Annotated in this window: 20 protein-coding genes and 1 riboswitch; of the genes, 13 read left to right on the plus strand and 7 right to left on the minus strand. The window is 64.5% G+C overall.

What is annotated here, in order from left to right:
• The first annotated feature begins 46 nt into the window (after positions 1-46).
• The 3 genes from BLV41_RS10620 to BLV41_RS10630 all read left to right on the plus strand — a co-directional run bounded on the left by BLV41_RS10620 (position 47) and on the right by BLV41_RS10630 (position 3,845).
• Complete coding sequence (locus BLV41_RS10620) at positions 47-2,314, plus strand: ABC transporter permease (RefSeq protein ID WP_211481620.1); 2,268 nt, start codon at positions 47-49, stop codon at positions 2,312-2,314.
• Between the two features lie 143 nt (positions 2,315-2,457).
• A complete protein-coding gene (locus BLV41_RS10625; protein ID WP_074711612.1) occupies positions 2,458-3,537 on the plus strand; it encodes a M4 family metallopeptidase in 1,080 nt (359 codons plus the stop codon).
• On the plus strand, positions 3,534-3,845 hold the full coding sequence (locus tag BLV41_RS10630) for a protealysin inhibitor emfourin (RefSeq protein ID WP_074711613.1): 312 nt from the start codon (positions 3,534-3,536) through the stop codon (positions 3,843-3,845). The genes BLV41_RS10625 and BLV41_RS10630 overlap by 4 nt, the downstream gene beginning before the upstream one ends.
• A gap of 83 nt (positions 3,846-3,928) precedes the next feature.
• On the opposite strand, the gene BLV41_RS10635 is transcribed toward BLV41_RS10630, so the two are convergent.
• Positions 3,929-4,801, minus strand: a complete 873-nt coding sequence (locus tag BLV41_RS10635) for a bifunctional methylenetetrahydrofolate dehydrogenase/methenyltetrahydrofolate cyclohydrolase (protein ID WP_074713261.1) — start codon at positions 4,799-4,801, stop codon at positions 3,929-3,931.
• Positions 4,802-4,806: 5 nt separating this feature from the next.
• On the minus strand, positions 4,807-6,093 hold the full coding sequence (glyA, locus tag BLV41_RS10640) for a serine hydroxymethyltransferase (protein WP_044570583.1): 1,287 nt from the start codon (positions 6,091-6,093) through the stop codon (positions 4,807-4,809).
• A gap of 183 nt (positions 6,094-6,276) precedes the next feature.
• Positions 6,277-6,365, minus strand: a riboswitch (ZMP/ZTP riboswitch).
• Positions 6,366-6,429: 64 nt separating this feature from the next.
• On the opposite strand from glyA, the gene purU reads away from it, so the two are divergent.
• The 5 genes from purU (at position 6,430) to BLV41_RS10665 (ending at position 12,367) form a co-directional block, all read left to right on the plus strand.
• On the plus strand, positions 6,430-7,290 hold the full coding sequence (gene purU, locus BLV41_RS10645) for a formyltetrahydrofolate deformylase (protein ID WP_074711614.1): 861 nt from the start codon (positions 6,430-6,432) through the stop codon (positions 7,288-7,290).
• Between the two features lie 126 nt (positions 7,291-7,416).
• Positions 7,417-8,175, plus strand: a complete 759-nt coding sequence (locus tag BLV41_RS10650) for a LamB/YcsF family protein (protein WP_074711615.1) — start codon at positions 7,417-7,419, stop codon at positions 8,173-8,175.
• Positions 8,172-9,869, plus strand: a complete 1,698-nt coding sequence (locus tag BLV41_RS10655) for a 5-oxoprolinase subunit B/C family protein (protein WP_074711616.1) — start codon at positions 8,172-8,174, stop codon at positions 9,867-9,869. The genes BLV41_RS10650 and BLV41_RS10655 overlap by 4 nt, the downstream gene beginning before the upstream one ends.
• Complete coding sequence (locus tag BLV41_RS10660; protein WP_074711617.1) at positions 9,869-11,626, plus strand: ATP-binding protein; 1,758 nt, start codon at positions 9,869-9,871, stop codon at positions 11,624-11,626. The genes BLV41_RS10655 and BLV41_RS10660 overlap by 1 nt, the downstream gene beginning before the upstream one ends.
• A gap of 60 nt (positions 11,627-11,686) precedes the next feature.
• Positions 11,687-12,367 carry a GntR family transcriptional regulator gene (locus tag BLV41_RS10665; RefSeq protein WP_074711618.1) on the plus strand — a complete coding sequence of 227 codons (681 nt, stop codon included), beginning with the start codon at positions 11,687-11,689 and terminating at the stop codon, positions 12,365-12,367.
• 14 nt (positions 12,368-12,381) lie between these two features.
• Here the strand turns inward: BLV41_RS10665 and BLV41_RS10670 are convergent, their stop codons facing one another.
• Complete coding sequence (locus BLV41_RS10670; RefSeq protein WP_074711619.1) at positions 12,382-13,194, minus strand: putative hydro-lyase; 813 nt, start codon at positions 13,192-13,194, stop codon at positions 12,382-12,384.
• A 14-nt stretch (positions 13,195-13,208) separates the two neighbouring features.
• A complete protein-coding gene (locus BLV41_RS10675) occupies positions 13,209-14,429 on the minus strand; it encodes an NRAMP family divalent metal transporter (protein ID WP_074711620.1) in 1,221 nt (406 codons plus the stop codon).
• Between the two features lie 202 nt (positions 14,430-14,631).
• Between BLV41_RS10675 and BLV41_RS10680 the strand changes: the two genes are divergently transcribed.
• Positions 14,632-15,618 carry an aldo/keto reductase gene (locus BLV41_RS10680; RefSeq protein ID WP_074711621.1) on the plus strand — a complete coding sequence of 329 codons (987 nt, stop codon included), beginning with the start codon at positions 14,632-14,634 and terminating at the stop codon, positions 15,616-15,618.
• Positions 15,619-15,648: 30 nt separating this feature from the next.
• Here BLV41_RS10680 and BLV41_RS10685 read toward each other — a convergent pair whose 3' ends face one another.
• On the minus strand, positions 15,649-17,298 hold the full coding sequence (locus BLV41_RS10685; RefSeq protein WP_244516853.1) for a flavin monoamine oxidase family protein: 1,650 nt from the start codon (positions 17,296-17,298) through the stop codon (positions 15,649-15,651).
• Between the two features lie 2 nt (positions 17,299-17,300).
• Entirely contained in the window at positions 17,301-18,872 is a 1,572-nt protein-coding gene (locus BLV41_RS10690) for an amino acid permease (RefSeq protein ID WP_074711622.1), read from the minus strand.
• 117 nt (positions 18,873-18,989) lie between these two features.
• Here BLV41_RS10690 and alr point away from each other — a divergent pair, with 117 nt between their 5' ends.
• Together alr and BLV41_RS10700 are read left to right on the plus strand one after the other, a co-directional pair.
• Positions 18,990-20,165, plus strand: a complete 1,176-nt coding sequence (gene alr / locus BLV41_RS10695) for an alanine racemase (protein WP_074711623.1) — start codon at positions 18,990-18,992, stop codon at positions 20,163-20,165.
• A complete protein-coding gene (locus BLV41_RS10700; RefSeq protein WP_139244295.1) occupies positions 20,155-21,768 on the plus strand; it encodes a PucR family transcriptional regulator in 1,614 nt (537 codons plus the stop codon). Before alr ends, BLV41_RS10700 begins: the two co-directional genes overlap by 11 nt.
• 113 nt (positions 21,769-21,881) lie before the next feature.
• Here BLV41_RS10700 and BLV41_RS10705 read toward each other — a convergent pair whose 3' ends face one another.
• Positions 21,882-22,712, minus strand: a complete 831-nt coding sequence (locus BLV41_RS10705) for a nitrilase-related carbon-nitrogen hydrolase (RefSeq protein WP_244516855.1) — start codon at positions 22,710-22,712, stop codon at positions 21,882-21,884.
• A 186-nt stretch (positions 22,713-22,898) separates the two neighbouring features.
• On the opposite strand from BLV41_RS10705, the gene BLV41_RS10710 reads away from it, so the two are divergent.
• Positions 22,899-23,417, plus strand: coding sequence for a gamma carbonic anhydrase family protein (locus BLV41_RS10710; RefSeq protein WP_074711625.1), 519 nt, complete (start codon positions 22,899-22,901; stop codon positions 23,415-23,417).
• Positions 23,418-23,538: 121 nt separating this feature from the next.
• Complete coding sequence (locus BLV41_RS10715; protein ID WP_074711626.1) at positions 23,539-24,744, plus strand: ROK family transcriptional regulator; 1,206 nt, start codon at positions 23,539-23,541, stop codon at positions 24,742-24,744.
• Positions 24,745-24,857 lie beyond the last annotated feature (113 nt).

Genomic DNA, 24,857 nt, shown 5'->3' on the forward strand with positions numbered 1-24,857 from the left:
CCCAATCAATTCCTATTTTTACGCCACGTGGCGTAAAATCTCATTGTTGGCTCTTCCAACCACCACACCAGGCGTCATTTCATCCACCTCACCAGATGCGAACACCGCCTCATGTTCAAGCTACCCACAGGAGCAAGACGTTGAGCAGAAAATCCTCCACCCACAAAGCAAGTCCCCCGCCGGGGATTCAGCGGAGATCGAAAAGGCCGGGCCCACCGAGGCAGAAATCGCGGCCGCAGCCGCTAAGCGCGCGAAGGCCGAAACCATCGGTCGGTACGTGGCCATGTTTGCCATGCCGCTGATCATGGTCGGCATGATGATCACTGGCTACCTAGGCACCATGCACGCGCCTGCACCGCACAACATGCCCATCGCCGTCGTCGGGGGTTCGGCTCCGGCCAGCCAGTTCGCCGCAGCCCTGGAATCCAGCAACCCGGAGGCCGTTGCCGTCCGCATGGTTGACTCCGCCGAAGAGGCCCGCCAGCTTGTCATAGACCGGAAAGTCTCCGGAGCTGTCTACATCGCCGACGGCGGCGCCACCGTATTCACTGCGAGCGCCGCTGGCTCATCCCAGGCCTCAGTTGTGAAAGGCATGCTGGCCCCACAGGTGCTGGCCGAGGGATTGACGCTGCAGACGGAGGATTTGGTACCACTGCCTTCCACTGACGCTGCCGGACTGGGTGCGATGTTCTTGGCGACGGCGTTGGTCATGGCCGGATACCTGCCTTTCAGCATGGTCCTGTCCAACTCCCCCGAGCTCTTGCGATTCCGCCGAGCCATACCTTTGCTGGCTGGTTGGGCAGCATTGGTTGCAGCCCTGGTCTGGACTGTCACCGGTCCCATCCTCGGGGTGGTGGAAGGACACTCGATGGCGGTCCTGGGCATTGCCTGGCTGGGAGTCTTTGCGATCGGCTCCGTGCAGTTGTTGCTGACGCGCTTCCTTGGTCCAATGGCGACGGTTGCCGCCATGCTGCTGCTGACTGTTCTGGGCATGCCCGCCTCCAACATGAGCATGTCCGTTTACACCATGCCCGGATTCTTCACCTTCCTGCATTCCTTCCTGCCAACGCCGGCCATCGGCGAGGCCATGCGCTCGGTGTTGTACTTCGATGGTGCCGGCGTTTGGCCGCATCTGCTGGTGCTGATTATCGGCGGGCTCCTTGCACTGCTGTTGACGCTGGCGGTTGATGCCCGCAGGAAACGCCGCGATCCGCACGCCACCGGCCCCAAGGCCACCATCCCCTCCTTGCACGGCGGGCCGCGCCCCAAGAGCCGCTTCTGGCGCTATGGCGCGCTGCTGCTGTTCCCGCTGAGCATGGTGACCATGATGATCTCGGTCATGCTCGGTGCCATGTCGGCGCCCATGCCGCAGAACATGCCTATCGCGATCGTGGGATCCACCGTGGCCCAAGCTCAGCAGGCCGCGGACGGGCTTGATCAAAAAATGCCGGGCCTCTTTGATCTGCGTGCAGTTGATTCCATGGACGATGCCCGAGCTCAGGTACAGGACCGCACCGTCACTGCGGCCTTTGTACTTCCTTCGGCGGAAAGTCCTGTCGCCACCTTGGTGACCAATCAGGCCGGCGGATCGAGCGCCCAACAGGTTGTCACCGGAGTGTTCGGACAGGTCACTGCCGCGCAAAAGGTTGAGATGGTGACCGATGAAATAGCCCCGCTGCACTCCAACGACACCATGGGATCCGTGAGCATGTACCTGGCAATGGGGTGGATCCTTGCTGGATTCATGATCATCATCGTCGGGGCGAATGCTGCACCGAAGACCCGGCCCCTGCCAAAACTCATCCCCATCGTTGCGGCGTGGTCGGTCTTCATTTCGGCTGTTCTCTTGCTCATTGCCGGCCCCATCACCGGCAGCATTGACGGCCACTTCTGGCCTCTCTTTGGTGCAGGCGCCATCGCTGTCTTCTGTGTGGCCATGTTCTCGGCCATGGTAGAGCGGCTTATCGGCATGTTTTCCATCATCCCCGTGATCGGGCTCATGATGCTGATCGGTGTTCCCGCATCCGGTGGCGGGCTTTCGATTTACATGGAGCCGGAGATCTTCCGGGTTCTGCACGAGATCCTGCCCATGCCTGCGGCCGTGGAATCAGTGCGTTCCATCCTGTACTTCGGTGGCGACACCGTGGGGCAGCACCTGCTGACCTTCGGCACCTGGGGGGCTGCATCGCTGGTTCTCTTGCTGATCATCGACAAGTTCAAGCCACCGCGCACCGAGATGCACCCCATTGAGGACGACGTCGTCGAACCTGAGATCACCGGCCCGGAGCCCGCCAAGGCGCTCGCGTCGGTCTAACTCCCGCCGGCGGGTGGAAACGGAATCGCTGCGTATGTCCGGACGTGCACGGAAAGCGGGGAACTACGCCGCCACTTTGCATGGTTGCCTGACGCATCGATCAAGGGCATCATGAAGGAACGGCTCCAAGGGGAGGAATTGGCATGGACATTCGTCACGACCGGGTGCATTGCAGCATCGCGCCACCAGATCTGCTGGCCAGGTTGGCCGTTGAAGGAACACCCAAGCAGCGCGAGGCCGCGGTCAGGGCCCTGGCCACGTCCGCGGCCATCCGTTCCCAACGCGCCGTCATCGGCCAGCTGGTCCGGCGGCTCAACGTTGATACGGGTGCGCTATTGGATGCTGCCCGTGTTACCGGCGAGCGGCTGAGCGTCTACGACAACCAGAAACAAGGCCGCCCCTTCCTTCCCGGCGTCTTGGTCCGGGGCTGGGGGAAGCCGCCCGTGGAGGATAAAGCTGTCAACGAGGCCTACGACGGCAGCAACGCCACGTATGAGTTTTATCGGGACCTCTTCGGCCGGAACTCGCTCGACGGCGCGGGGCTGGAACTGGTCTCCACCGTCCACTACGGCGTGGCCTTCGACAACGCCTTCTGGGACGGCTCCCAAATGGTCTATGGGGATGGCAGCGGGCGGATCTTCCGCGTTGGCGGCCTGACCAAGTCCCTGGATGTGATCGCCCACGAACTGACCCACGGCATCACCGAGTACACCGCCGGGCTGGCTTACAGCAAGCAATCCGGAGCGCTCAACGAATCCTTTTCCGACGTCTTCGGTTCCCTCGTCAAGCAATACAGCCTGAAACAATCCGCGGCGGAGGCCAACTGGCTCATTGGCGAGGGGATCCTGGTGCCGGGACTCGGGACGGCCCTGCGCTCCATGCTCAATCCCGGCACGGCCTACTCCGGCGACAGGCAGCCAGGACATATGGACAACTACGTGGACCTGCCTGACGACAACGATCCCCGCAACGACAACGGCGGCGTCCACATCAACTCCGGGATCCCCAACCGCGCCTTCGCCCTCGCCGCGCTTGCCCTGGGCGGCAACGCCTGGGAGAAGGCCGGGCGGATCTGGTATCAGGCCCTCACAACCCGGCTGCGCCCCACCACGCAATTTGACGCAGCCGCACACGCAACGGTTGACGTTGCCGGGACGCTCTTCGGCGCAGCCGAGCAGGAAGCGGTCCACGGCGCGTGGAAAGAGGTTGGAGTCCTCTCATGAGGCTCATCATTTTGCGAGGCGGCGGTCTGGCCGGCATCGTTGCCCGAACAGAACTCGACGCTCAAGCACTGCCCAAATCCGAAGCCAAGACCTTCGCCAGCGAGATTGCCAGGGCCAACTTGGACGAACAACCGCCTCCCCCGCCGGTCAGCCCGGCGCCAGATTCCCAGCTGTATGAAATCAATCTGGAACGGACGCGCTCCTCCATCAGGGTTCGCTACACCGAGCAAAGCTTGCCGGAGGAGGTCCGGCTCCTGGTGGCTTGGGTGGACTCCCGCCCGGAACGAGTGGAATCAATCGAACCGTAGCGAGAACTCCGCACAGCAAAAAGGAGGCCGACGCCGGAACTTTCGTTCCGCCGTCGGCCTCCCCACTCACGCTTGGCTAAGAGCTAGACGCGCTCCGCGGCCTCAACCACGTTGGCGAGCAGCATGGCGCGGGTCATGGGACCAACACCGCCCGGGTTCGGGGAAATCCAGCTGGCAACTTCTGCTGCCGCGGGCTCCACGTCGCCGGTGACAACAGCCTTGCCGTTGCCATCGTCCACGCGGCTCACGCCAACATCCAGGACTACGGCGCCGGGCTTGAGGTCAGCGGCCTTGATCATGTGCGGCACGCCGGCGGCGGCAACCACCACGTCGGCGTCGCGCAGCTCGGCAGCGAGATCCTTCGTGCCGGTGTGCGCCAGAACCACGGTTGCATTGATGTCGCGGCGGGTCAGCAGCAAGCCCATGGGCCGGCCAATCGTGACGCCGCGGCCAACCACCAGAACACGCTTGCCATTGAGCGTGATGCCATGGCGTTCCAACAGCACAATGCAACCCTTGGGTGTGCACGGCAGCGGGGACGTCATGGGACGGTTCACGTTGGCAACCAAACGGCCCAGGTTCATCGGATGCAGGCCGTCAGCGTCCTTGTCCGGGTCGATGGCTTCAAGCACCACATCCTGGTCAATGTGCTTCGGCAAGGGCAGCTGCACAATGTAACCGGTGCAGGCCGGGTCCTCGTTGAGCTGGCGGACAGCAGCCAGGACTTCATCCTGGGTGGCCGTCTCGGGCAGGTCAATGCGAATGGAATTGATGCCAACTTCGGCACAGTCCTTGTGCTTTCCGCCTACGTACCACTGGGAGCCCGGATCCGAGCCAACCAAGATGGTACCCAGGCCCGGGGTGACGCCGCGGGCCGCGAGGGCGGCAACACGTTCGGTCAACTCGGCTTTGATGGCAGCGGCGGTAGCCTTGCCGTCAAGGATTTGAGCAGTCATGCTGTTTACCATTCTTCCTGACCGGGGTAGAGCGGGAAGTTCGCTGTCAGAGCTTTGACGCGGGCGCTGAGGGCGTCAACATCTGCGCCACCCTTCAGTGCTGCGGCGATGATCTCGGCAACTTCGGTGAATTCCGGGGCACCGAAGCCACGGGTGGCCAGTGCCGGGGTACCGATGCGCAGGCCGGAGGTGACCATGGGCGGGCGGGGATCGAACGGAACGGCGTTGCGGTTCACGGTGATGCCAACGCTGTGCAGAAGATCTTCGGCCTGCTGGCCGTCCAATACGGAGTTGCGCAGGTCAACCAGCACCAGGTGAACGTCGGTGCCACCGGTCAGCACGGACACGCCGGCTTCGGCAACGTCAGGAGCGTTGAGGCGCTCGGCGATGATCTTGGCACCTTCCAGGACGCGCTGCTGGCGTTCCTTGAATTCCTCGCCTGCGGCAACCTTGAAGGCAACTGCCTTGGCGGCGATGACGTGCATGAGCGGTCCGCCCTGCTGTCCCGGGAACACGGCAGAGTTGAGCTTCTTGGCCCATTCCTTCTTGGCCAGGATCACGCCGGAGCGCGGGCCCGAAAGGGTCTTGTGCACCGTGGAGGTGACGACGTCGGAGTACGGCACCGGGCTCGGGTGCAGGCCTGCTGCAACCAAACCGGCAAAGTGGGCCATGTCCGTCCAGAGCAAGGCGCCAACTTCATCGGCAATGGCACGGAACGCGGCAAAGTCCAGCTGGCGCGGGTAGGCGGACCAGCCGGCGATGATGACCTGCGGCTTCTCGGCAATCGCCTGCAAACGCAGCTTGTCCATGTCGATGCGGAAGGTGTCTGGTTCAACTTCGTAGGCGGCAACCTCATACAGCTTGCCGGAGAAGTTCAACTTCATGCCGTGGGTCAGGTGTCCACCATGAGCCAAGGACAGGCCCATGATCTTATCGCCGGGCTTAATCATGGCAGCAAGCGCTGCGGCGTTTGCCTGGGCGCCGGAGTGCGGCTGGACGTTGGCGTATTCGGCGCCGAACAGGTCCTTCACGCGTTCGATGGCCAGGTTTTCAGCTACGTCAACTGCTTCACACCCGCCGTAGTAGCGGCGGCCCGGGTAACCCTCGGCGTACTTGTTGGTCAGGACGGAGCCCTGAGCTTCAAGCACTGCGCGGGGTGCGAAGTTTTCGCTGGCGATCATTTCCAGCGTGTCGCGCTGGCGGGCAAGCTCGTCCTTCAGGACGGCAGCAATTTCCGGGTCAAGCTCGGAGAGCGGGGCATTGGTCACGGACTGGGTGGGGGTAAAAGACACTACAGACTCCTGAGTGGACAGCACGAAAAAACTCTTCTTGAAAAGGTTATCGCTAATGCGTTCAGGGCCGTATTCACGGAAAAAAAATGTGGCGGAATGTTGCAGGGAACTTTTTCCTTCGCAACATTTCTGGCTACTGGCATCCGTCAAACACGGCCAATCAACATCATTGGCTTTACGTGTCCTCGCGTCCCAGGCGTACGATCGCGGAGGTCTTCGTTCGTGCTGCTCCCCGGTGGTGTCCCACCTCATCGCCAGTTGCAACTCTTCAAGTGTAGTACAGCCGTGGAATTGGACGGTAACGTTAAACGGGTGACTGACTTGAATACTTCGGCCGTGACCACCCCGGCAACCTCACAGGGATACGTGTTAACGCTTTCCTGCGCCGATCGGCCCGGCATTGTCCACGCCGTCTCCGGTTCCCTGCTCGAGGCTGGCTGCAATATCACCGACTCCCAGCAATTCGGCAACCCGGACACAGGCACGTTTTTCATGCGCGTTGCGGTGGAGACGTCCACCTCGTTCAGCCGCTTGCGCGAGCACCTTGACTCCGTTGCCGAGCAGTTTTCCCTCAAGTGGACGCTGCACCGCGCCGGGGCACCCATTCGCACCTTGATCCTGGCTTCCAAGGCCGCCCACTGCCTCAATGACCTGCTGTTCCTGCAGCGCTCGGGCACCTTGCCGGTTGAAATCCCGGCCATTGTCTCCAACCACCTGGACCTGAAGCCGCTGGCTGACTTCTATGGGATTCCTTTCCACCACATCCCGGTCACCCCCGATACCAAGGCCGACGCCGAGGCGAAGCTGCTTGAGCTGGTAGCCGAGCTCGACGTCGAACTTGTTGTCCTGGCCCGCTACATGCAGGTTCTTTCGGATAATCTCTGCACCCAACTGGCCGGCCGGGCCATCAACATCCACCACTCCTTCCTGCCTTCCTTCAAGGGAGCCAAGCCGTACCACCAGGCCCATGCCCGCGGCGTGAAGATCATTGGCGCCACGGCGCATTACGTCACGGCCGTGTTGGATGAGGGACCCATCATTGAGCAGGAAGTCATCCGCGTTGAACACGGCCACTCGGTGGAGCAATTTGTCTCCATGGGCCGCGCCGTGGAGGCCCGCACCTTGGCGCAAGCCGTCCAATGGCATGCCGAACACCGCGTCCTGCTGGATGGGCACCGCACGGTGGTCTTCAACTAAACCGCGTTTTTAGGTGGTCGGGCGCGGGGCAAAAACGCCCCCGCCTACCCGGCACCGGAAAATTGTTGAACAATCTCGTTAAGTAGGGCATCCTTGTAGGAACACCTAACGAGACGGGGATCACACATGCCTTTCATTGACCTAAATTCTGACGTTGGCGAATCCTTCGGCAACTGGACCATGGGCGACGATGAGGCCATCTTCACCTCCGTCTCCAGCGCCAATGTCGCCTGCGGATTCCACGCCGGGGACCCCAGCACCATCGCCGCGACCTGCCGTGCCGCCGTCGCGGCGGGGGTCACCGTTGGAGCCCACGTTGGCTACCGCGACCTGGCCGGATTCGGCCGCCGTTTCCTGGACTGCTCCCCCACCGAGCTTGCCGACGACGTGCTCTACCAGCTGGGCGCGCTCTCCGCCATGGCCCGGGCGGCCGGGACCACCATCAAGTATGTGAAGCCACACGGCGCCCTCTACAACACGATCGTCCACCATGAGGGTCACGCCCAGGCCGTGGTCGACGCCGTGAAGGCGTTCGGCACGGACCTTCCCCTGCTGCTGCTGCCGGGCTCGCTTGCCCTGGCCCGTGCCGAGGCCGCCGGGCTGCGCGCCGTGGCCGAGGCCTTCGCCGACCGCAACTACACCCCGGAGGGAACCCTCGTCTCCCGTCGGGAGGCCAACGCCGTGCTCCACGATCCGGTACAGGTTGCCGCCAACATGGTCCGGCTGGCGACGGAGGGGACCATCACTGCCATTGACGGGAGCATCATCGCGATGCCGGCCGAAAGCATCTGCGTCCATGGCGACACGGCAGGCGCCGTGGCCATGGCAGCGGCCGTGCGCGCCGGCCTCGAGGCCGCAGGCGTCCAGATCACGAGTTTTGCATGAGCGTCACTGCCACCCATTTCGCCGGCACCCGCGCCATTTTGGTGGAACTCTCAGACCTTCAGGCGGTACTGGCTCTGGCCGCCCGGCTGGACGAAGCACCCCTGCCGGGCCAGCTCGACGTCCTTGCCGCAGCCGGCACCGTCCTGATCAAGTTCGATTCCCGGTCCGCAGCCAAGGCCGCAGCGGCCACCATCCCCTCCTTGTCTTTGGGCAGCGCCCCCGCGGACACCGGCAAGCTCGTTGAGATCGCCGTAAATTACGACGGCGCCGACCTCGCCGACGTCGCCAAGCTCACGGGCCTGAGCGCTGAAGCTGTCATTGCGGCCCACACGGGCCAGCTCTGGCGGGCCGCGTTTGGCGGCTTCGCCCCAGGCTTCGCGTACCTGACCGGGGAGAACCGATCCCTGTCCGTGCCCCGCCGGGGAACCCCGCGCACCAACGTGCCTGCCGGCGCCGTCGCCCTGGCCGGTGACTATTCGGCAATCTATCCGCGCAAGTCGCCCGGCGGCTGGCAGCTGATCGGGCACAGCGACGCACTCCTGTGGTCCCTCGAGCGCGAGAGCCCGGCGCTCATCCGCCCCATGGACCGGGTCCGCTTTGTCCCGGCCCGGCCCAGCCTGAGCTTGAGGCACGGCTCCGCCGCAAGCGCCGCCGTCGACGACTCGCCGATGCCGGCAGTCAGTGCTCAGGCTGCCGCAGGCACCGCCCCTGCCGGCGGACTGGAAATCGTCTCAGCAGGGCTGCAGTCATTGATCCAGGACCTGGGCCGTCCCGGCCTGGGCGGGCTCGGCGTATCCGCGGCAGGCGCGGTCGACCCGTCCGCCGCCCGTGCAGCCAACCGGCTCGTCGGCAACCAGCGCGGTGACGCCGTCATCGAAAACCTCATGGGTTCCCTGATTCTGCGGGCCGCCACAGACCAGGTTCTGGCCGTGACGGGTGCCCGCGTTGACCTGACCGTCAGCTCGCCCGAGCACCCCGCGCGGCACCCCGCCCAGAACGCCCCCTTTGCCCTGCTGGAGGGGGAAACCCTGGAGCTCTCTCCCTCCCTGGCCGGGCTGCGCTGCTATGTGGGCGTGCGCGGCGGCGTCGCTGGACCGCTGGTTCTGGGCAGCCGTTCAAGCGATCTCATGTCCGGCATCGGCCCCCGGCCCCTAACCGCCGGGGACACGATTGAGGTTGGGGCAGCAACCGGTGTGCACGTGGTCGGCGCCCCTGAGCCGAGCACCCTGCCAGAGCTGCCCGGCGACGGCGTCACCAACCTGCGCTTCACGGCCGGCCCCCGGGAGGACTGGTTTGGCCCGGCCGGACTGGCCACGCTGTCATCGCAACCCTGGCTGGTCAGCACCGAGTCGAACCGGATTGGCGTCCGGCTTAGCCTGGACGACGGCGGCACGGCACTGACACGCATCCGCGAGGGCGAGCTGGCCAGTGAAGGGGTGGTCTGGGGCGCGTTGCAGGTCCCCCCGTCGGGCCTGCCCGTGCTGTTCCTGGCCGACCACCCGGTCACCGGCGGCTATCCGGTCATTGGCGTGGTGGTTCCGGAAGACCTGCCGGCCGCCGCGCAGCTGGCACCGGGGTCGCGGGTCCGCTTCGTCCTGGTCGACCCCGACACCCTGGTGCCGCGGCCCACACCCCCGTCCAATCTTGCCCGCCTTGGCGACCGCCTCGCGGGCCACCAGCAAGGAAACCACTGATGAAAAAAGTTTTGATTGCCAACCGCGGCGAGATCGCCGTACGTGTGGCGCGGGCTTGTGCCGATGCCGGTTTGGCCTCCGTGGCTGTATATTCCGAACCCGACGCCGATGCCTTGCATGTGCGCCGGGCCGATGAGGCCTATGCCCTGGGCGGGCGGGCCAGCGCCGACACCTACCTGAACATTGACAAGCTGATCGGCATCGCCGTCCGGTCCGGGGCCGACGCCGTCCACCCGGGCTACGGTTTCCTGTCCGAGAACGCGGACTTTGCCCAGGCCGTCTTGGACGCCGGATTGACCTGGATCGGCCCTCCGCCAGAGGCCATCCGCCAGCTGGGCAACAAGGTCACAGCCCGCGACATCGCCATCAGCGCCGGTGCCCCTCTGGTGCCCGGCAGCGACGGCCCTGTGGGCTCCGGTGCGGAGGTGCGGGCCTTTGCCGAAAAGCATGGCCTGCCGGTGGCCATCAAGGCAGCCTTTGGCGGAGGCGGCCGCGGCCTGAAAATTGCGCACACCTTCGAGGAGATCGACGAAGCCTTCGAATCGGCTGTCCGGGAAGCCACAGCCGCCTTTGGCCGTGGTGAATGCTTTGTGGAGCGCTTCCTGGAGCGGCCCCGCCATGTGGAGGCCCAGGTCTTGGCCGACCGGCACGGCAACGTGGTGGTGGTGGGAACCCGCGACTGCTCGCTGCAGCGCCGGCACCAAAAACTCGTCGAGGAGGCCCCCGCACCGTTCTTGACGGACGAGCAACGCGCCCGCATCCACGCCTCGGCGAAAGCGATCTGCCTGGCCGCCGGATACGAGGGCGCCGGCACCGTGGAATACCTGGTGGCCGGCGACGGCACTGTCTCCTTCCTGGAAGTGAACACCCGCCTGCAGGTCGAGCACACCATCACCGAGGAGACCACGGGCGTGGACCTGGTCCGGGAGCAGTTCCGCATCGCAGCCGGGGAGCCATTGTCCTTCACCGCAGACCCTGAGCCGCGCGGGCATGCCTTTGAGTTCCGGCTCAACGCCGAGGACCCGGCCCGCGGTTTCCTGCCCGGCCCCGGCACCATCACCGCATTCGAAGCACCGACGGGTTCGGGCATCCGCGTCGACTCCGGGGTGCGCAGCGGTTCCGTGGTGCCCGGAGACTATGACTCCCTCTTGGCGAAATTGATTGTGCACGGCGCCGACCGCACCCAGGCCTTGCGCCGTGCCAAGGTGGCGTTGGATGAGATGGTCATTGCCGGCCTCCCCACGGTGCTGCCGTTCCACCGTGCCGTGGTCCGCGATCCCGCATTCATTCAGGAAGGGTCCTTTGGCGTTTACACCACCTGGATCGAATCTGAGTTCGCGGCAACGCTGGCCGCCTCGGCAGAAATCGCACGCGCCGAGCCGGGTGCCGAACGCGAAGACATCACCATCGATGTGGACGGCGTGGCCTTGCGAATCGGCCTGCCTGCACAACTGCTCGCGTCCCTGCGCGGCGGAGGAGGCGTGGCAGCAGCAGGCAGCGGAGCAACGGGCGGCGTCCCGTCTGCCGCCGGGGGCGCCGCTGATGCCGCCACACTGACAGCGCCCATGAACGGCAGCCTGGTCAAGTGGCTGGCCGACGACGGCGCCACCGTCGCGGCCGGCGACCCTGTGGTGGTTCTGGAGGCCATGAAAATGGAAACTACTGTCTCCGCACACCGCGGCGGGACGCTTGAGCAGGGGGCGTTCGCGCCGGGATCCGTGGTTGTCCGAGGCGACGTGGTGGGCCGGATCAACTGACACCTTCACGTGGCCGCGATTCTGGCACGGCCACCCCGGCCAGTTAGGTAGATTGGAGCCATGCCCATGAATGCTGCCCTCGATGACCTGGACCGGCTCGACCCGGCCGCCCACGCACACACCGGCGAATGGGTGGCTGCGGTGTTGCGCGCCCGAATTGCGGACGGGAAGCTGCTGCCGGGCAGCAAGCTCTCCGAACTGACTCTGGCGGCACTGTTGGGTGTCTCGCGCAACACCCTGCGCGAGGCGTTTACGGTGTTGGCCGGTGAAATGATCATCACCCGCATCCCCAACCGCGGCGTCTTTGTCGCCTCACCTGGCCGGGAGGAGATCCGCGAGATTTACCGGGTGCGGCGCATGCTGGAACCCGCGGCTGTCTTGTGGGGGCCAGAGCTCGACGTCGACGCCCTGGCGAACGTTGTTGCCGATGCCCGCGAAGCCCTGTCCCGCGGTTCCGTGCCCGAGATGGCAAGTGCCAACCAGCGCTTTCATGAGGAACTGATCCGAGCCACGGGAAGCCACGGATTGGCGGAGATCATGGCGCGGGTGCTGGCCCAGATGCGCTTGGTGTTCCATGCCATGAGTGGGGCCCCCGACTTTCACAGCCACTACGTTGAACTCAACGCGGACCTCGTGCGGCTCTTGGCCGCCGGGGAGCGGGCCGAAGCTGCCGAAACGTTGCGCCGATACTTGGACCGGGCCGAGGCGGAACTGCTAGGGCACCTGCCCGACTCACCCTAAGCTGCCCAGACCCGCTACGGGACCTGGTACTGGGCGTCTCTGGCGTCGGTGATCAGCATGTGCCCCGGTGCGTGGCCAATGGCCAGGGCTGGCCGGGATTCCATGATGGCCGCCTGTGGTGTGACACCGCACGCCCAAAATACCGGGATGTGGCCCGGCGGGATGACCACCGGGTCCCCGAAGTCCGGACGGCCCAAATCCGTGATGCCCAGTTCGGCCGGATTGCCCACGTGCACGGGGGCTCCGTGAACGGCCGGGTAGCGTGAGGTGATGCGGACGGCGTCGGCAACCTGAGACGCTGGAACGGGCCGCATTGAGACAACCAGCGGCCCGGACATGGAACCGGCTGGCGTGCAACGGATATTTGAGCGGTACATGGGCACATTGACGCCCTGGTCTATGTGGGCAATGTTGATGCCGCCGTCCTGCAGGGCCGCCTCAAAGGTGAAGCTGCAACCCACGATGAACGTCACCAGGTCATCACGCCAGTACTCTGAAATATTCGCCACCTCGGCGGTCATAACGCCGTTTTCGTACACCGTGTACAGGGGCACATCGGTGCGGATGTCGCCCCCGGCCAACAGCGGCCCGGTGGTTTCGCCGGCGTCGAGCACGCCCAGGATGGGGCACGGCTTGGGGTTGCGCTGGGCGAAGAGGAGCACATCGAAGGCCAGCGCCTGGGGCACGATGATCAGGTTGGCCTGGGCAAATCCCCTCGACCAGCCGGCTGTGGGCGTGATGAGCCCGTCGCGAAAGAGCCGGCGGGCGGCGTCCGGGCGGAGCTGCCCGGCATCGGCAGGCAGGACGGCTTGCGTTGTTGTTGTCATGTCAGCCGGATTCCTCAGGAGGTCCACAGGCGGGCCAGGCCCGAGAGCGACTGCCAGCCAAGGAACAATGTCAGCAGCCAGGTCGCGGCACCAACGATCAACAGCCACTTCGGGTACACGTAGCCGTGGAGCAGGTCCCGGCGGCGCCACGCCACCCAGAGCAGCAGCGCAAAGCCCACGGGCAGGATCAGGCCGTTGAACGCACCGGCGAAGATCAGGAGCTTTTGCGGCGCCTGGCCGATCAGCCCATACGCAATGGAGCAGACGACGATGAAGGCGACGGTGAGCAAATTGCGCTTGCGTTCAGAGGTGGTGGACTTGGTAATGAAGGACACCGAGGTGAAGGAGGCGCCCACCACGGAGGTCAGCGATGCTGCCCAGAGCACGACGCCGAACATCCGCATGCCGATCTCGCCGGCCGCGGCGCCGAAGGCTTCCGCCGCCATGTTGCTACTGGTCAGTGTCACTCCACCGGCCACAACACCAAAGATGGCCAGGAACAGCAGGACCCGCATGATGCCGGTGACAATGACACCCAACACGGAGATGCGGGTGATGTCCTTGACGTGGGCCACGCCGGTGGCGCCGGAGTCGAGCATGCGGTGTGCGCCAGCGTAGGTGATGTACCCACCCACGGTGCCGCCGATCAAGGTGGTGATGATCAGGAAGTCAATTTTGTCAGGCAGAACGGTGTTCTTCAGCGCTTCACCAACCGGCGGTGCGGCAACGATGGCCACATAGAGCATGAGCAAAATCATGATGGCGCCCAGCAGGACCACAACCCTGTCAAGGGCCATTCCGGCCCTTTTGGAGAGGAAAATCAGGATCGCAACGGCGGCCGAGAGCAGTCCGCCAATCTTCGGGTCCAGCCCCAGCATGGCGTTGATGCCCAAGCCAGTGCCGGCAATATTGCCGATGTTGAACACCATGCCGCCAGCAAAGACCAGGATGGCCAGGAACCAGCCCGCCCCGGGCAGCACTTTGTTGCCCAATTCCTGGGCCCGCAGACCGGAGACGCCCACCACGCGCCACACGTTGAGTTGAACGGCGATGTCCACCAGGATCGAAACGAGGATTGCAAAAGCAAACGCCGCACCCAGCTGGACGGTGAAGACAGTGGTCTGCGTGATGAACCCAGGCCCGATGGCGCTGGTGGCCATGAGGAACATGGCCCCCAGCAGGGCCGTGCGCTTCGATGGGGTAATGATTTTTGGCTTTGTGCCCGGGGTGGCCATGGTTCCATCCATCCAGATTGGGTGACCGGAGTCACAGGAAGTATCCCAAGAAACACTACATGTTGTTGAACAATCTAGGCAAGGCGTTGTTGAACAATTCTCTGAATTTCGGCCAAGGCCGCCGCCGGGGCGGACTGTGTGCATGTGTTTCGGCAGTGCGCGGCGCCACGCAGGTGGCAGTGGTGGTGGCTAGGCTGGGGCAATGCAAACTCATGTGTTGGGCAAAACAAATCGAACTGTGTCCGCCGTCGGGCTTGGCACCTGGCAGCTGGGTGCCGACTGGGGCGACGTCAGCGAAAGCGACGCCTTGGCCGTCCTGGCCGGGTCAGCAGAAGCGGGTGTGACATTTTTCGACACCGCCGACGTTTATGGCGATGGCCGCAGCGAAGAGGTCATTGGCAAATTCTTGCGCGACCACGGCAGCGGCATTACCGTCGCCACGAAAATGGGCCGCCGCATGGAACAACTGCCGGAAAACTATGTTCTGCAGAATTTTCGTGCCTGGACCGAGCGCTCCCGCAGAAACCTCGGCGTGGAAACGCTGGACCTGGTCCAATTGCACTGCCCACCCACGGCCGTGGTCACCTCGGATGAGGTCTACGATGCCCTCGACACCCTGGTGGCCGAGGGCGTCATCGCCAACTACGGGCTGAGCGTGGAAACCTGCGAGCAGGCCTTGGCCGCGATCGCCCGGCCCAACGTGGCGACAATCCAGATCATCATCAATGCCTTCCGACTCAAGCCTCTCGACGCCGTACTGCCGGCCGCGCTCGAGGCCGGGGTTGGCATTATTGCCCGTGTCCCACTCGCCAGCGGCCTGCTTACAGGCAAATACACCCCCGCCACGACATTCCCGGAAAACGATCACCGAAACTACAACCGCGACGGCAGCCACTTTGACGTTGGCGAGACGTTCTCCGGCGTCGACTACGCCGTGGGACTTCAGGCCGCCGAACGCTTTGCCCAGCTTGCCAAGGACCTTGACGGGCCCACAACGGCGCAGGCCGCCCTTGCCTGGGTGGCCCAACGCGACGGCGTCAGCACCGTCATCCCCGGCGCCCGCTCCACCGCCCAAGCCAAGGCCAATGCGGCCGCCGGCGCCATGGGTGACCTCGGTACGGACTTCAATCAGGGCGTCAGGGACATTTACGACGAGCTCCTCCGGGCGGACATCCACCCCCGGTGGTAGGGGTCCGATTCACGGCCAAGCCCGCAGGGCTCAGTCCAGGGACATCGGCCCGATCTCGGCCAGCAGCTCGCCCGGGCCGGGATTCTCCGGTGCCGAGGTGCCGCCCAGATGCTTCACCACGCCCCACACAGCGTTCAGGGCGGTGGTGACGGCTCCGTCAGCCCAGCCGGCCGTCCAGGAGACGTCATCGCCGGCCAGGAAGATGCCCCGCTGGCTTTCGGGCAGCTCGGCCTGGTCAAAGTGCGTGAACAGCCGCTGCTGGTAGCGGTAGTGGCCGGGCAGGTTGGCCTTGAACGCGCCCATGAAGTTGGGATCGGCCTCCCAGGACACGGTGATGGGCGCCCCCACAATGTGCGAGGCAATGTCCACGTTCGGGTAGATCTGGGCCAGCGAGTGCAGCATCAGCTCCACGCGTTCCTCCGCGGACAGCGACAGCCACTTCAGGGCGTCGTCGTTCCAGGTGTAGGAAAGCAGGATGACGGCGGGCGCATCCGGGCCGTTGTCCAGCAGGTAGGTGGCCCGGTTGAGCCTGTCGGTCAGCGTCATGGACATGACCTCGCGGCCCGTCTCCGGGTCAATGTCCTTCCAGAACGGCCTGTCCACCATGACAAACGTCTTGGAAGACTGCATGTAGTGCGACCGCTCAATGGCCGTCCACATGGGCGCCGCAAACAGCGATTCCTCCGTGTTGATGCGGGTGGAGAGCAGCCACGACTGGCAGGTGCTGATGACCACCGGGAAGCGGTGGGTCTTGCCCCAGCGCTCGGTGATCTCCAGCGAACCGTCCTCGGCGCGGGCAATCTTGGCCACGCCGCCGCGCGGGGATCGTGCGTGCAGTGACTTCAGCGACGTCCCTTCCGGCCAGTGTTCCATGCCCGACGGCGCATCCTCCCACAGTGCCTCGGGGAGCCTTTGCGCTCCGCCGGCGATGCTGCGGTGGCCGTCGTCGGCGTCGGTGTAGACCACACGGAGGATTTCCAGGATGGAGTTGGGGAAGTCAGTGTCCCAGCCGCCAGTGCCAAAACCCACCTGACCGAAGGCCTCACGGTGGCCAAAGCCTGCCTTCTTGAAGGCCTCGCTGGCGGCAATGAATCCGTAAAAGGTTTGCTCATCCAGGGCCGGAACCAGGGCATTCCAGATTTCCTTGATGGTTTTGGTGTCACGCGCCCGGATGGCTTCCTGCATCTGGGCGAACGCGGCGCCGTCGTTCACGGAAGCCCGCCAGGCCCTGGCCACCTCGTGGAAGAACTCCGGGAGGTCCGCTTCGGTGACGGCGTAGTGGGATTCCCCGGTCAGTTCAATGACTGTGCTGGAGGTTGCGCCGGAGAGCGGGTTCGGGAACTCGTCGGTGCCCAGTCCCATCTGGTCCACGTAGTGGTAAAAGGCGCGTCCGGACACAGGGAAGCGCATCCCACCCAGGTCCGCCGTAACCTCCGGCGCCCCCGGGAAACTAGCCGTGCGGAGCCGTCCGCCGATTTGCTCGGGCTCGAATATGACTGGCTTGAGCCCCATCTTCATAAGTTCGTAGGCGGCCACCAGGCCGGAAAGTCCGGCGCCAATGACGGCCACCTCCGTGCCATGGGCCGGCTGCGGGACGCTGCCCAAGCCTGCGGGGTGCGCCAAGTAGTGGTCGTAGCTGAACGGGAAATCCGGGTTTAGCATGGTGATTGCGTCGGTCATGGTTACGGTGCCTTCACGGTGTTGGTGTCATCAGCGGGATCGTTGTCCGGCTCAAAGCTTCGGGTGGAAAGGTCCTGGTATTCGTCCTCGGTCAGGGCGGCCACCCGGGAGTGGCGGCGTCCGTAGCCAAAGTATGCCAGCAACCCCACCATCATCCAGGCCAGGAACACCACCCAGGTGATGCCGCCGAGGTTGACCATCAGGTAGATGCACATGAGCGCACCCAGGATGGGGGTCACGGGGTAGAACGCCACCCTGTAGCTGCGCTTGAGCTCGGGTCGGTTGCGGCGCAGGTAGATCACTGCCACGTTGACCAGGGCAAAGGCAAACAGTGTGCCGATGCTGGTGGCGTCGGCCAGGGCACCGAGCGGGATCAGCCCGGCGGTCAGTGCCACCACGATGCCCACAATCAAGGTTCCGGCCACGGGGGTGCCGCGCTTTTCGGAAATCCGGCCAAAAATCTTCGGCACCAGGCCGTCACGGGACATGGACATCAGGATGCGGGTCTGGCCGTAAAGCACCGTCAGGACAATGCTGGCGATGGCCAGAACGGCACCAACGGAGAAGACCAAGGCAATCCACGGCTGGTGGGCTACTTCCAGCAGGATCTGGACCAGCGCGGCCTGGGTTCCGTCGAACCAGGTCCATTCGCGGGCACCGACGGCGGCCACGGCCACCAGGACGTACAGGGTGGTCACGATGATCATGGACAGCATGATGGCCCGCGGCAGGTCGCGCTGCGGGTTCTTGGCTTCCTCACCGGCTGTGGAGGCGGCGTCGAAACCAATGTAGGAGAAAAACACCCGGGAGGCTGCGGCCGATACCCCGGCGGCGCCCATGGGCATGAGCGGGCTGAAGTTGCCGGCATTGAAGGCGGTAAAGGCGATGGCGCAAAAGAACAGCAGGATCACAATCTTGACCATGACAATAATGGTGTTGACCCAGGCACTTTCCTTTGCCCCGCGGACCAGCAGGACCATGGACAGAAGCACGATGGCCATGGCCGGCAGGTTCAGGAAGCCGCCGGAGCCGGGCGGTTGCGAGATGAAGTCGGGCAGTGCCCAGCCAAATCCGGCCACTGACTCGTTGATGTACTGGCCGGCACCCACTGCGACGGCGGCCACGGAGACCGCATATTCCAGCACCAGGCACCAGCCGCAGATCCAGGCCATGCCCTCGCCGAGGGTGACGTAGGTGTAGGAGTAGCTGGATCCGGAGACGGGCACCATGCCTGCCATTTCGGCGTACGACACAGCGGAGAGCAGCGCCGCGACACCAGCAATCAGGAAGGAGATGAACACGGCAGGCCCGGCCAGCGGCACGGAATCGCCAAGAATCACCAGGATGCCGGTGCCCAGTGTGGCGCCAACGCTGATCATGGTCAGCTGGAGGACGCCAAAACTGCGAACCAGTTTCCGGCCACCGGAGCCATTCTCGGCCTCATGGAGCATCTGCCCCAGGGGCTTGCGGCGCAGCAGTTGCCGCCCCAGGCCAACGGCTGGCCTGCTTCCGTGCGGACCCCCGGCGGTTGCAGTCGACGCTGACTGCGGGCTGAGCTGATCACGTAGTGACATTCTCTAAATCCCATTCTGTGTGGTCCTGCGAGTGCAGGCAATGCTGTGCAAGTTCCTCAACACTATTCTTGTGACGCGCATCTCATTGGAGTGCAAAACGTCCTGTACGCTATGCCCATGAGACTAAATGCACCAACAGCTCCTGGCTCGTCGGAGCTCATCACCGGCACGGTCAGCGTTGACCTCGATGCCATAGAGCACAATGTCCGCATCCTCCGCGGCCACACCAGCGCCCCGCATTTCATGGCAGTCGTCAAGGGAAATGCCTACGGCCACGGCCTGCTGGAAACGGCACGCTCCGCCGTGGCTGCCGGGGCCGACTGGCTGGGGACAGCCCAGTTGTCGGAGGCACTAACCCTGCGCCGCCACGGCATCACCACCCCCATCTTGGCCTGGCTCTACCTGGCCACCTCATCCGGCGGCGCCATCACCGACGCCGTGCAGCATGACATCGATGTGTCCCTGGGCAGCGTGGCCCAGCTGGAGGTTGTGGCCGGGACCGCGCAGGCGTTGGGCCGGACGGCGTTCATCCATCTGGAACTGGACAGTGGGCTGAGCCGTGGCGGCGCCCGCCGCGAAGACTGGCCAGCCCTGGTGGCCGCAGCGCGCACGGCGGAACTCACCGGCGCCGTGTCCGTACGCGGGGTGTGGACCCACCTCGCCTGGGCCGATGTCCCTGCCCACCCTGCCAACACGTCCGCCGTGGCGGACTTTGAGGAGGCGGTCCAGGAGGCGCACGACGCCGGACTCACTCCAACGTTGCGGCACGTTTCCAGTTCTGCGAACATTCTGGCCAGGCCAGAATTTCACTTCGACATGGTGCGTGCCGGACTTGCCATGTATGGCCTGTCCCCCGCCGACCACCTGGACCCGGCCGATTTTGGCCTGCGCCCAGCACTGTCAGTTTCGGCGCCCGTGGTATTGGTCAAGCATGTTCCCGCGGGCACGGGAGTCAGCTACGAACACCGTGCCATCACCCACGAATCCCGCTTCCTGGGGCTTATTCCGCTGGGCTACGCCGACGGCATTCCCAAGGGCATCTCCGGAAGCAGCATCGTCATGGTGGGCGGGCACAAGGTGCCAGTCATCGGCAAGGTCTGCATGGACCAGTTCATGGTGGATCTGGGGCACCAGACAGGCGTCAAGGTCGGTGACACGGCACTCTTGTTCGGCGATCCGGAGCTGGGGGCGGCGAGCGCCGACGACTGGGGCGCAGCCATCAACAGCCACGGCGATGAGATCATCAATCGCATCGCGCCCAGGCTGCAGCGGGTGTACACCCATGGCCGCTGACAGCAAGGGGCAGGGGATCCGGGCACTGCCCCTGTCCAATGAGGAAGTGGAGTCACGGTTCCGCTCGGTCACGTTGGCCCAGTTTCTGGCGGAGCTGCCCGATGAGCTGACCATTTTGCACGACGCCGACCTGCAGGCACGCCTGCGCTGGGTGGAGCCGAGCGAGCTGGCTGACCCCACGCCTTATTTGATGGACGGCGAGTTTGTCTTGACCGCCGGTCTTCCCCTGATGGGTGAGGGCGGGACGGCGGACGCCATTGACGCTTATGTGGAGCGGCTGGCCGGGGCCAAGGTCTGTGCCCTGGGATTTGGCTTGACCCCCTATCACGATGAGGTGCCGCCGGCCTTGGCCGCATCCTGCAGACGCCACGGGCTGACACTGCTGGAGGTGCCGCCAACGGTGCCGTTTGCCGCGATCGGGCTGCAGTTTGCCCAACTGCTGGAGTCCGATTCAGCCAAGGTGTTCCGCCAACTCGCCGAGACCAACCGGCTGCTCATGCGCTCGGTGCTGTCCCCCCGCCCGGACCAGGAGGTCCTGGGGACCCTGGTCCAGCGTGTTCCCTGCTGGGCGGTGCTGGTGGGTGCCGACGGCAAGGTGCGGGCTCGCGCCGGCAGCAACCCGGCCGACCTCGTGACTCTTGGCCCGCTGTTGCAGCGGCTGTTCTCGGGATCCGGCCCCCGCGTGGAATTGGACAGCTATCCATCCCCCGAGTCCGAGTTCGTGGTGGGGCACCCGCTGCGCAGCACCCGGGATGTGAATCTTGGCGCCCTGGTCATTGGTTCGGCCGAACGGTTGTCACCGGCCCACAACAACATAGTCTCCTCCGCCGTCGGGCTTCTGGAGCTGTTGTCCCGGCAGCGGACCAGCGGTTCGCTGGCACCGAGCCAACTCGCCACCGCATTGCTGCTGCACCCGGAGACCCTGGCAACGGGCACTGCCCGCGAGGTGTCGGCCGCGAAGGACCTGCTGGCGCAAAGCCTTGGCTCCACCCGGTCGGCGCCCATGCGCGTTGTTCAGGGGGTCAATGTGGACGCGCCGCAGTGGCGCAGCTCCGACTCCCCCGTGCGCGAGCTGTTGCAGTGGCGGCGTATCTTCGACACCAAGCTCGTGGAGATCACCGAGTATGGCTTTGCCGCCGTGACACGTCTAAAGGTTGACGACGCCGCGGTGGCCGAGGCCGAGCGCCTCGGCTGGCGGCTGGTCATCGGCGACCCCGTGGAACTCAACAGCCTGCCAGCCGCCTACCAGCGGGTGGGTGCCTTGCGCGCCCGGGCGCGCGCCACCGCCGAGACGCTGCGGGTGGATTCAGTCACGTGGTCCGTGACGGGGCTCTTGGGCAGGGAAGCCGGAGCCATGCTGGCCGGCCAGGTACTGGCACCGTTGCTGGAGCCCGAGCGCCAGGACGCCCTCCTTGACGTGCTGCGGGGCTGGCTTGCGCAAAACGGCAACTGGGATGCCACGGCCAAGGCGCTGGGGCTGCACCGCAACAGCGTCCGCCGCCAAATCGGCGTCGTCTCTGAACTGCTTGACCGCGACCTCAACGACGCCCAAACCCGCGCGGATCTCTGGATCGCCCTGCAGTACGCCCCACCCGCACCCTAGTGCAGGGACTGCCGGGCGGCGCACCGGCATTTCCTCAGCGGCCTTCCGGCCGACGGCCGCGGGCGGCCTTTCGCCCTCCCTAACGTCGCCTCCGGAAACACCGGTGCGCCGTCCTACTCGCGGGCCCACCCTGCGTAGAGCTCGGGGCGTCGCTCGGACAGGTATGGCACGTCCTTGCGGGTGGACCGGATGGTTTCGGCGTCGAGCTGGGCATAAAGCAGCGTGGCGTCGGGCCCGGCGGTGGCGAGGAATCCGCCGTCGGCCCCGACAATGACGCTGCCGCCGCCAAAGGCCACGGACGATTCCACGCCGCAATGGTTGGCGTAGGCGAGAACAACATGGTTTTCCAGGGCACGGGCGCGCACCAAAACCTGCGGAACCTCATCAAATCCGTGCGCCAGTGCTGTGGGAACCAAGACCACGTCGGCCCCGCGCACCCCGGCCGCGCGAACTGTCTCGGGAAATTCCACGTCGTAGCAAATGACCATTGAAAGATTCAGCCCCTTGAACTGCACGACGCCGGGAGCTGCCGTTGCGCCAATGAAGGCCGCCCTCTCGGCGTCGCCAAAGAGATGCACTTTTCCGTAGTCCAGCAGCTCGGCGCCGGCGGCGTCCACTAGCGTTGCACTGATATTGAGGCGGTCGCCGTCCGATCGCGGGAGGCTGTAGACCAGGGCAATGCCGTGGTTCCTGGCAATCTGGGCGAGCTGTTCGCGAAGCCGCGGCAATTGGCCGGGCTCAAATTCGGCGTGAATGCGTTCGGGATCGTAGCCGGGCACGAACAGCTCAGGCGTGAGCAGCAGGTCAGCGCCGGCGGCGGCAGCGTCACGGGCGGCTGCCTCAATCATGGCAAGGTTTCCCGCCATGTCCAGCGGCACGGCATTAGCCTGCAACAACGCCAACAACATCTTTGCTCCTTGGTGGTCTGCACGGTTGGTCCCCATGGACTGTTCCCTCAGGCTCCACAGTAACGGCGCCGCCGCCATAAAGTGTGGGTGCAATCTCACCACGCAACGGGGCGCCCAGGACGATTTGCCCGTTGCGGCGAGCCAGCATTGGGTACCATCGGCTAGAAGAGGGCAATTGCGCGTGTTGGCAACTGCCTGCCCGCCTCCTGGAACGGATCCACCATGAAGCAACTAATCACCTTTGACGGCATTACCCCCACAGTGGATGAAAGTGCCTTCGTGGCGCACACAGCAGTTCTGATTGGCCGAGCCACACTGGGCGCCGACTCGAGCGCCTTTTACGGTGTCGTCATGCGCGCAGACACCAACTCCATCAGCGTCGGGGCGGGCAGCAATCTGCAGGACAACGTGGTTCTCCACGCCGACCCGGGCTTCCCCACCTCCGTTGGCAATGGCGTCAGCGTGGGCCACGGCGCCGTCATCCACGGCTGTACGGTTGAGGACGATTGCCTGATTGGCATGAGCGCCACGATCATGAATGGTGCAGTCATTGGCGCCGGGTCATTGGTTGCCGGCGGAGCCGTGGTCCTTGAGGGCGCCATCATACCGCCGGGTTCTCTGGTTGCGGGGGTTCCGGCCAAGGTCCGCCGTGAATTGGGCGCCGAAGAACTTGAACACGTGCGCCAAAATGCCAGCAACTACGTGGCGCTGGCGCGCAAGCACAAACTGGCCCATTCATAAGCGCCAGTCACTGGGCAGCATGGAGGCGGGCCAGCCCGCCTCCAGTTCATAGTTTGTATTTAGTCCTTGAAGTTGCGTTAACTTCTTGACTGCAGGGTGAACTTAAGGCACGCTCTTTTGTATGCTCGACGACGAACAGCCCACCGGACCGGCCCAGAGGCGAGCCCGCAACCCGGGTTCTCAGTCAGCGCTTCGCAGTCGGAATCAACAGCGGCTGACGCAACAGCTGCTCAAGGGCGGCCCGGCAACCCAGGCAGATCTGGCCCGCAGCACGGGCCTGTCAACGGCCACCGTCTCCAACATCGTCAAAAGCATGGCGGCCGCCGATCTCGTCACGCTCACCCCTGTCACCAGTTCCGGCCGGCGGGCCATGTCCGTTCGTTACAACGGAGACAGTGCCATTGCCGCCGGGATCGACTTTGGGCGCAGCCACGTACGGGTAGTCCTCGCGAATACGGGCTATCACGTATTGGCCGAGGAGGAAGCACCCCTACCTCGCGGCCATCAAGCAGTCGAAGGCATTCAAACGGCCTCCCGGCTACTGGACAAGCTCCTGAAAAAAGCGGGTATTTCCCGGTCCCAGCTCATCGGCGCCGGTGCCGGCATTCCGGGCCCCATCGACAGCCGCAGCGGCAAGGTCATCAGGGGCGCCATCTTGCCTGAATGGGTTGGCATCAACCTGCACGATGAACTGGAAAAGGCGCTGAAAATCCCCGTCTTTGTCGACAACGATGCCAATCTCGGCGCATTGGCCCAACTCACCTGGGGTGATCAAGGCAACGTCTCAAATCTCATGTTCGTCAAGATTGGAACGGGCATTGGTGCGGGCTTGATCCTGCAGGGCGCGCTGTTCCATGGCAGCTTTGGCGTCACAGGGGAAATTGGTCATGTGACCATCGATGAACACGGGCTGATTTGCCGGTGCGGCAATCGAGGCTGCCTGGAAACGGTAGCGTCCACGGCCACCATGGTGGAGTTGCTCAGTCGTGGCCAGGACCGGCCCATTTCGACGGCGGATATCCTCAGCCAGGCGATGTCGGGAGACCCCGCAACCCTGCGCGTGCTTGACGACGCCGGCATGGCGATTGGCCGCGCTTTGGCGAATGTGGCGAATCTAATCAGCCCTGATGTCATCGTGATTGGTGGGCCCCTTACCGAGCTGGGTGACCTGTTGCTGGCACCCATTCGCCGAGGGTTGCTTCGTCACGCCGTGCCCGTCATTGGCGACAGCATTGGCCTGAAAATGTCCCACCTGACCTCCCGCGCAGAAGCCCTGGGCGCCGCCGCATTGGTGTTCCAGCATGAACCCGCACCGATAAATTCTTAAACCGTTACCATCCCGTAGCGTTAAAGACTTGACCACAAGCGTGTGACCTAGTTTACTTTTCGAGTACCGGTTAATGCCGGTACTCCGCGAAGTTCTTATTTTCCGCGGGCAAA

This window comes from Arthrobacter alpinus, from assembly GCF_900105965.1.
Taxonomy (GTDB): Bacteria; Actinomycetota; Actinomycetes; order Actinomycetales; family Micrococcaceae; genus Specibacter; species Specibacter alpinus.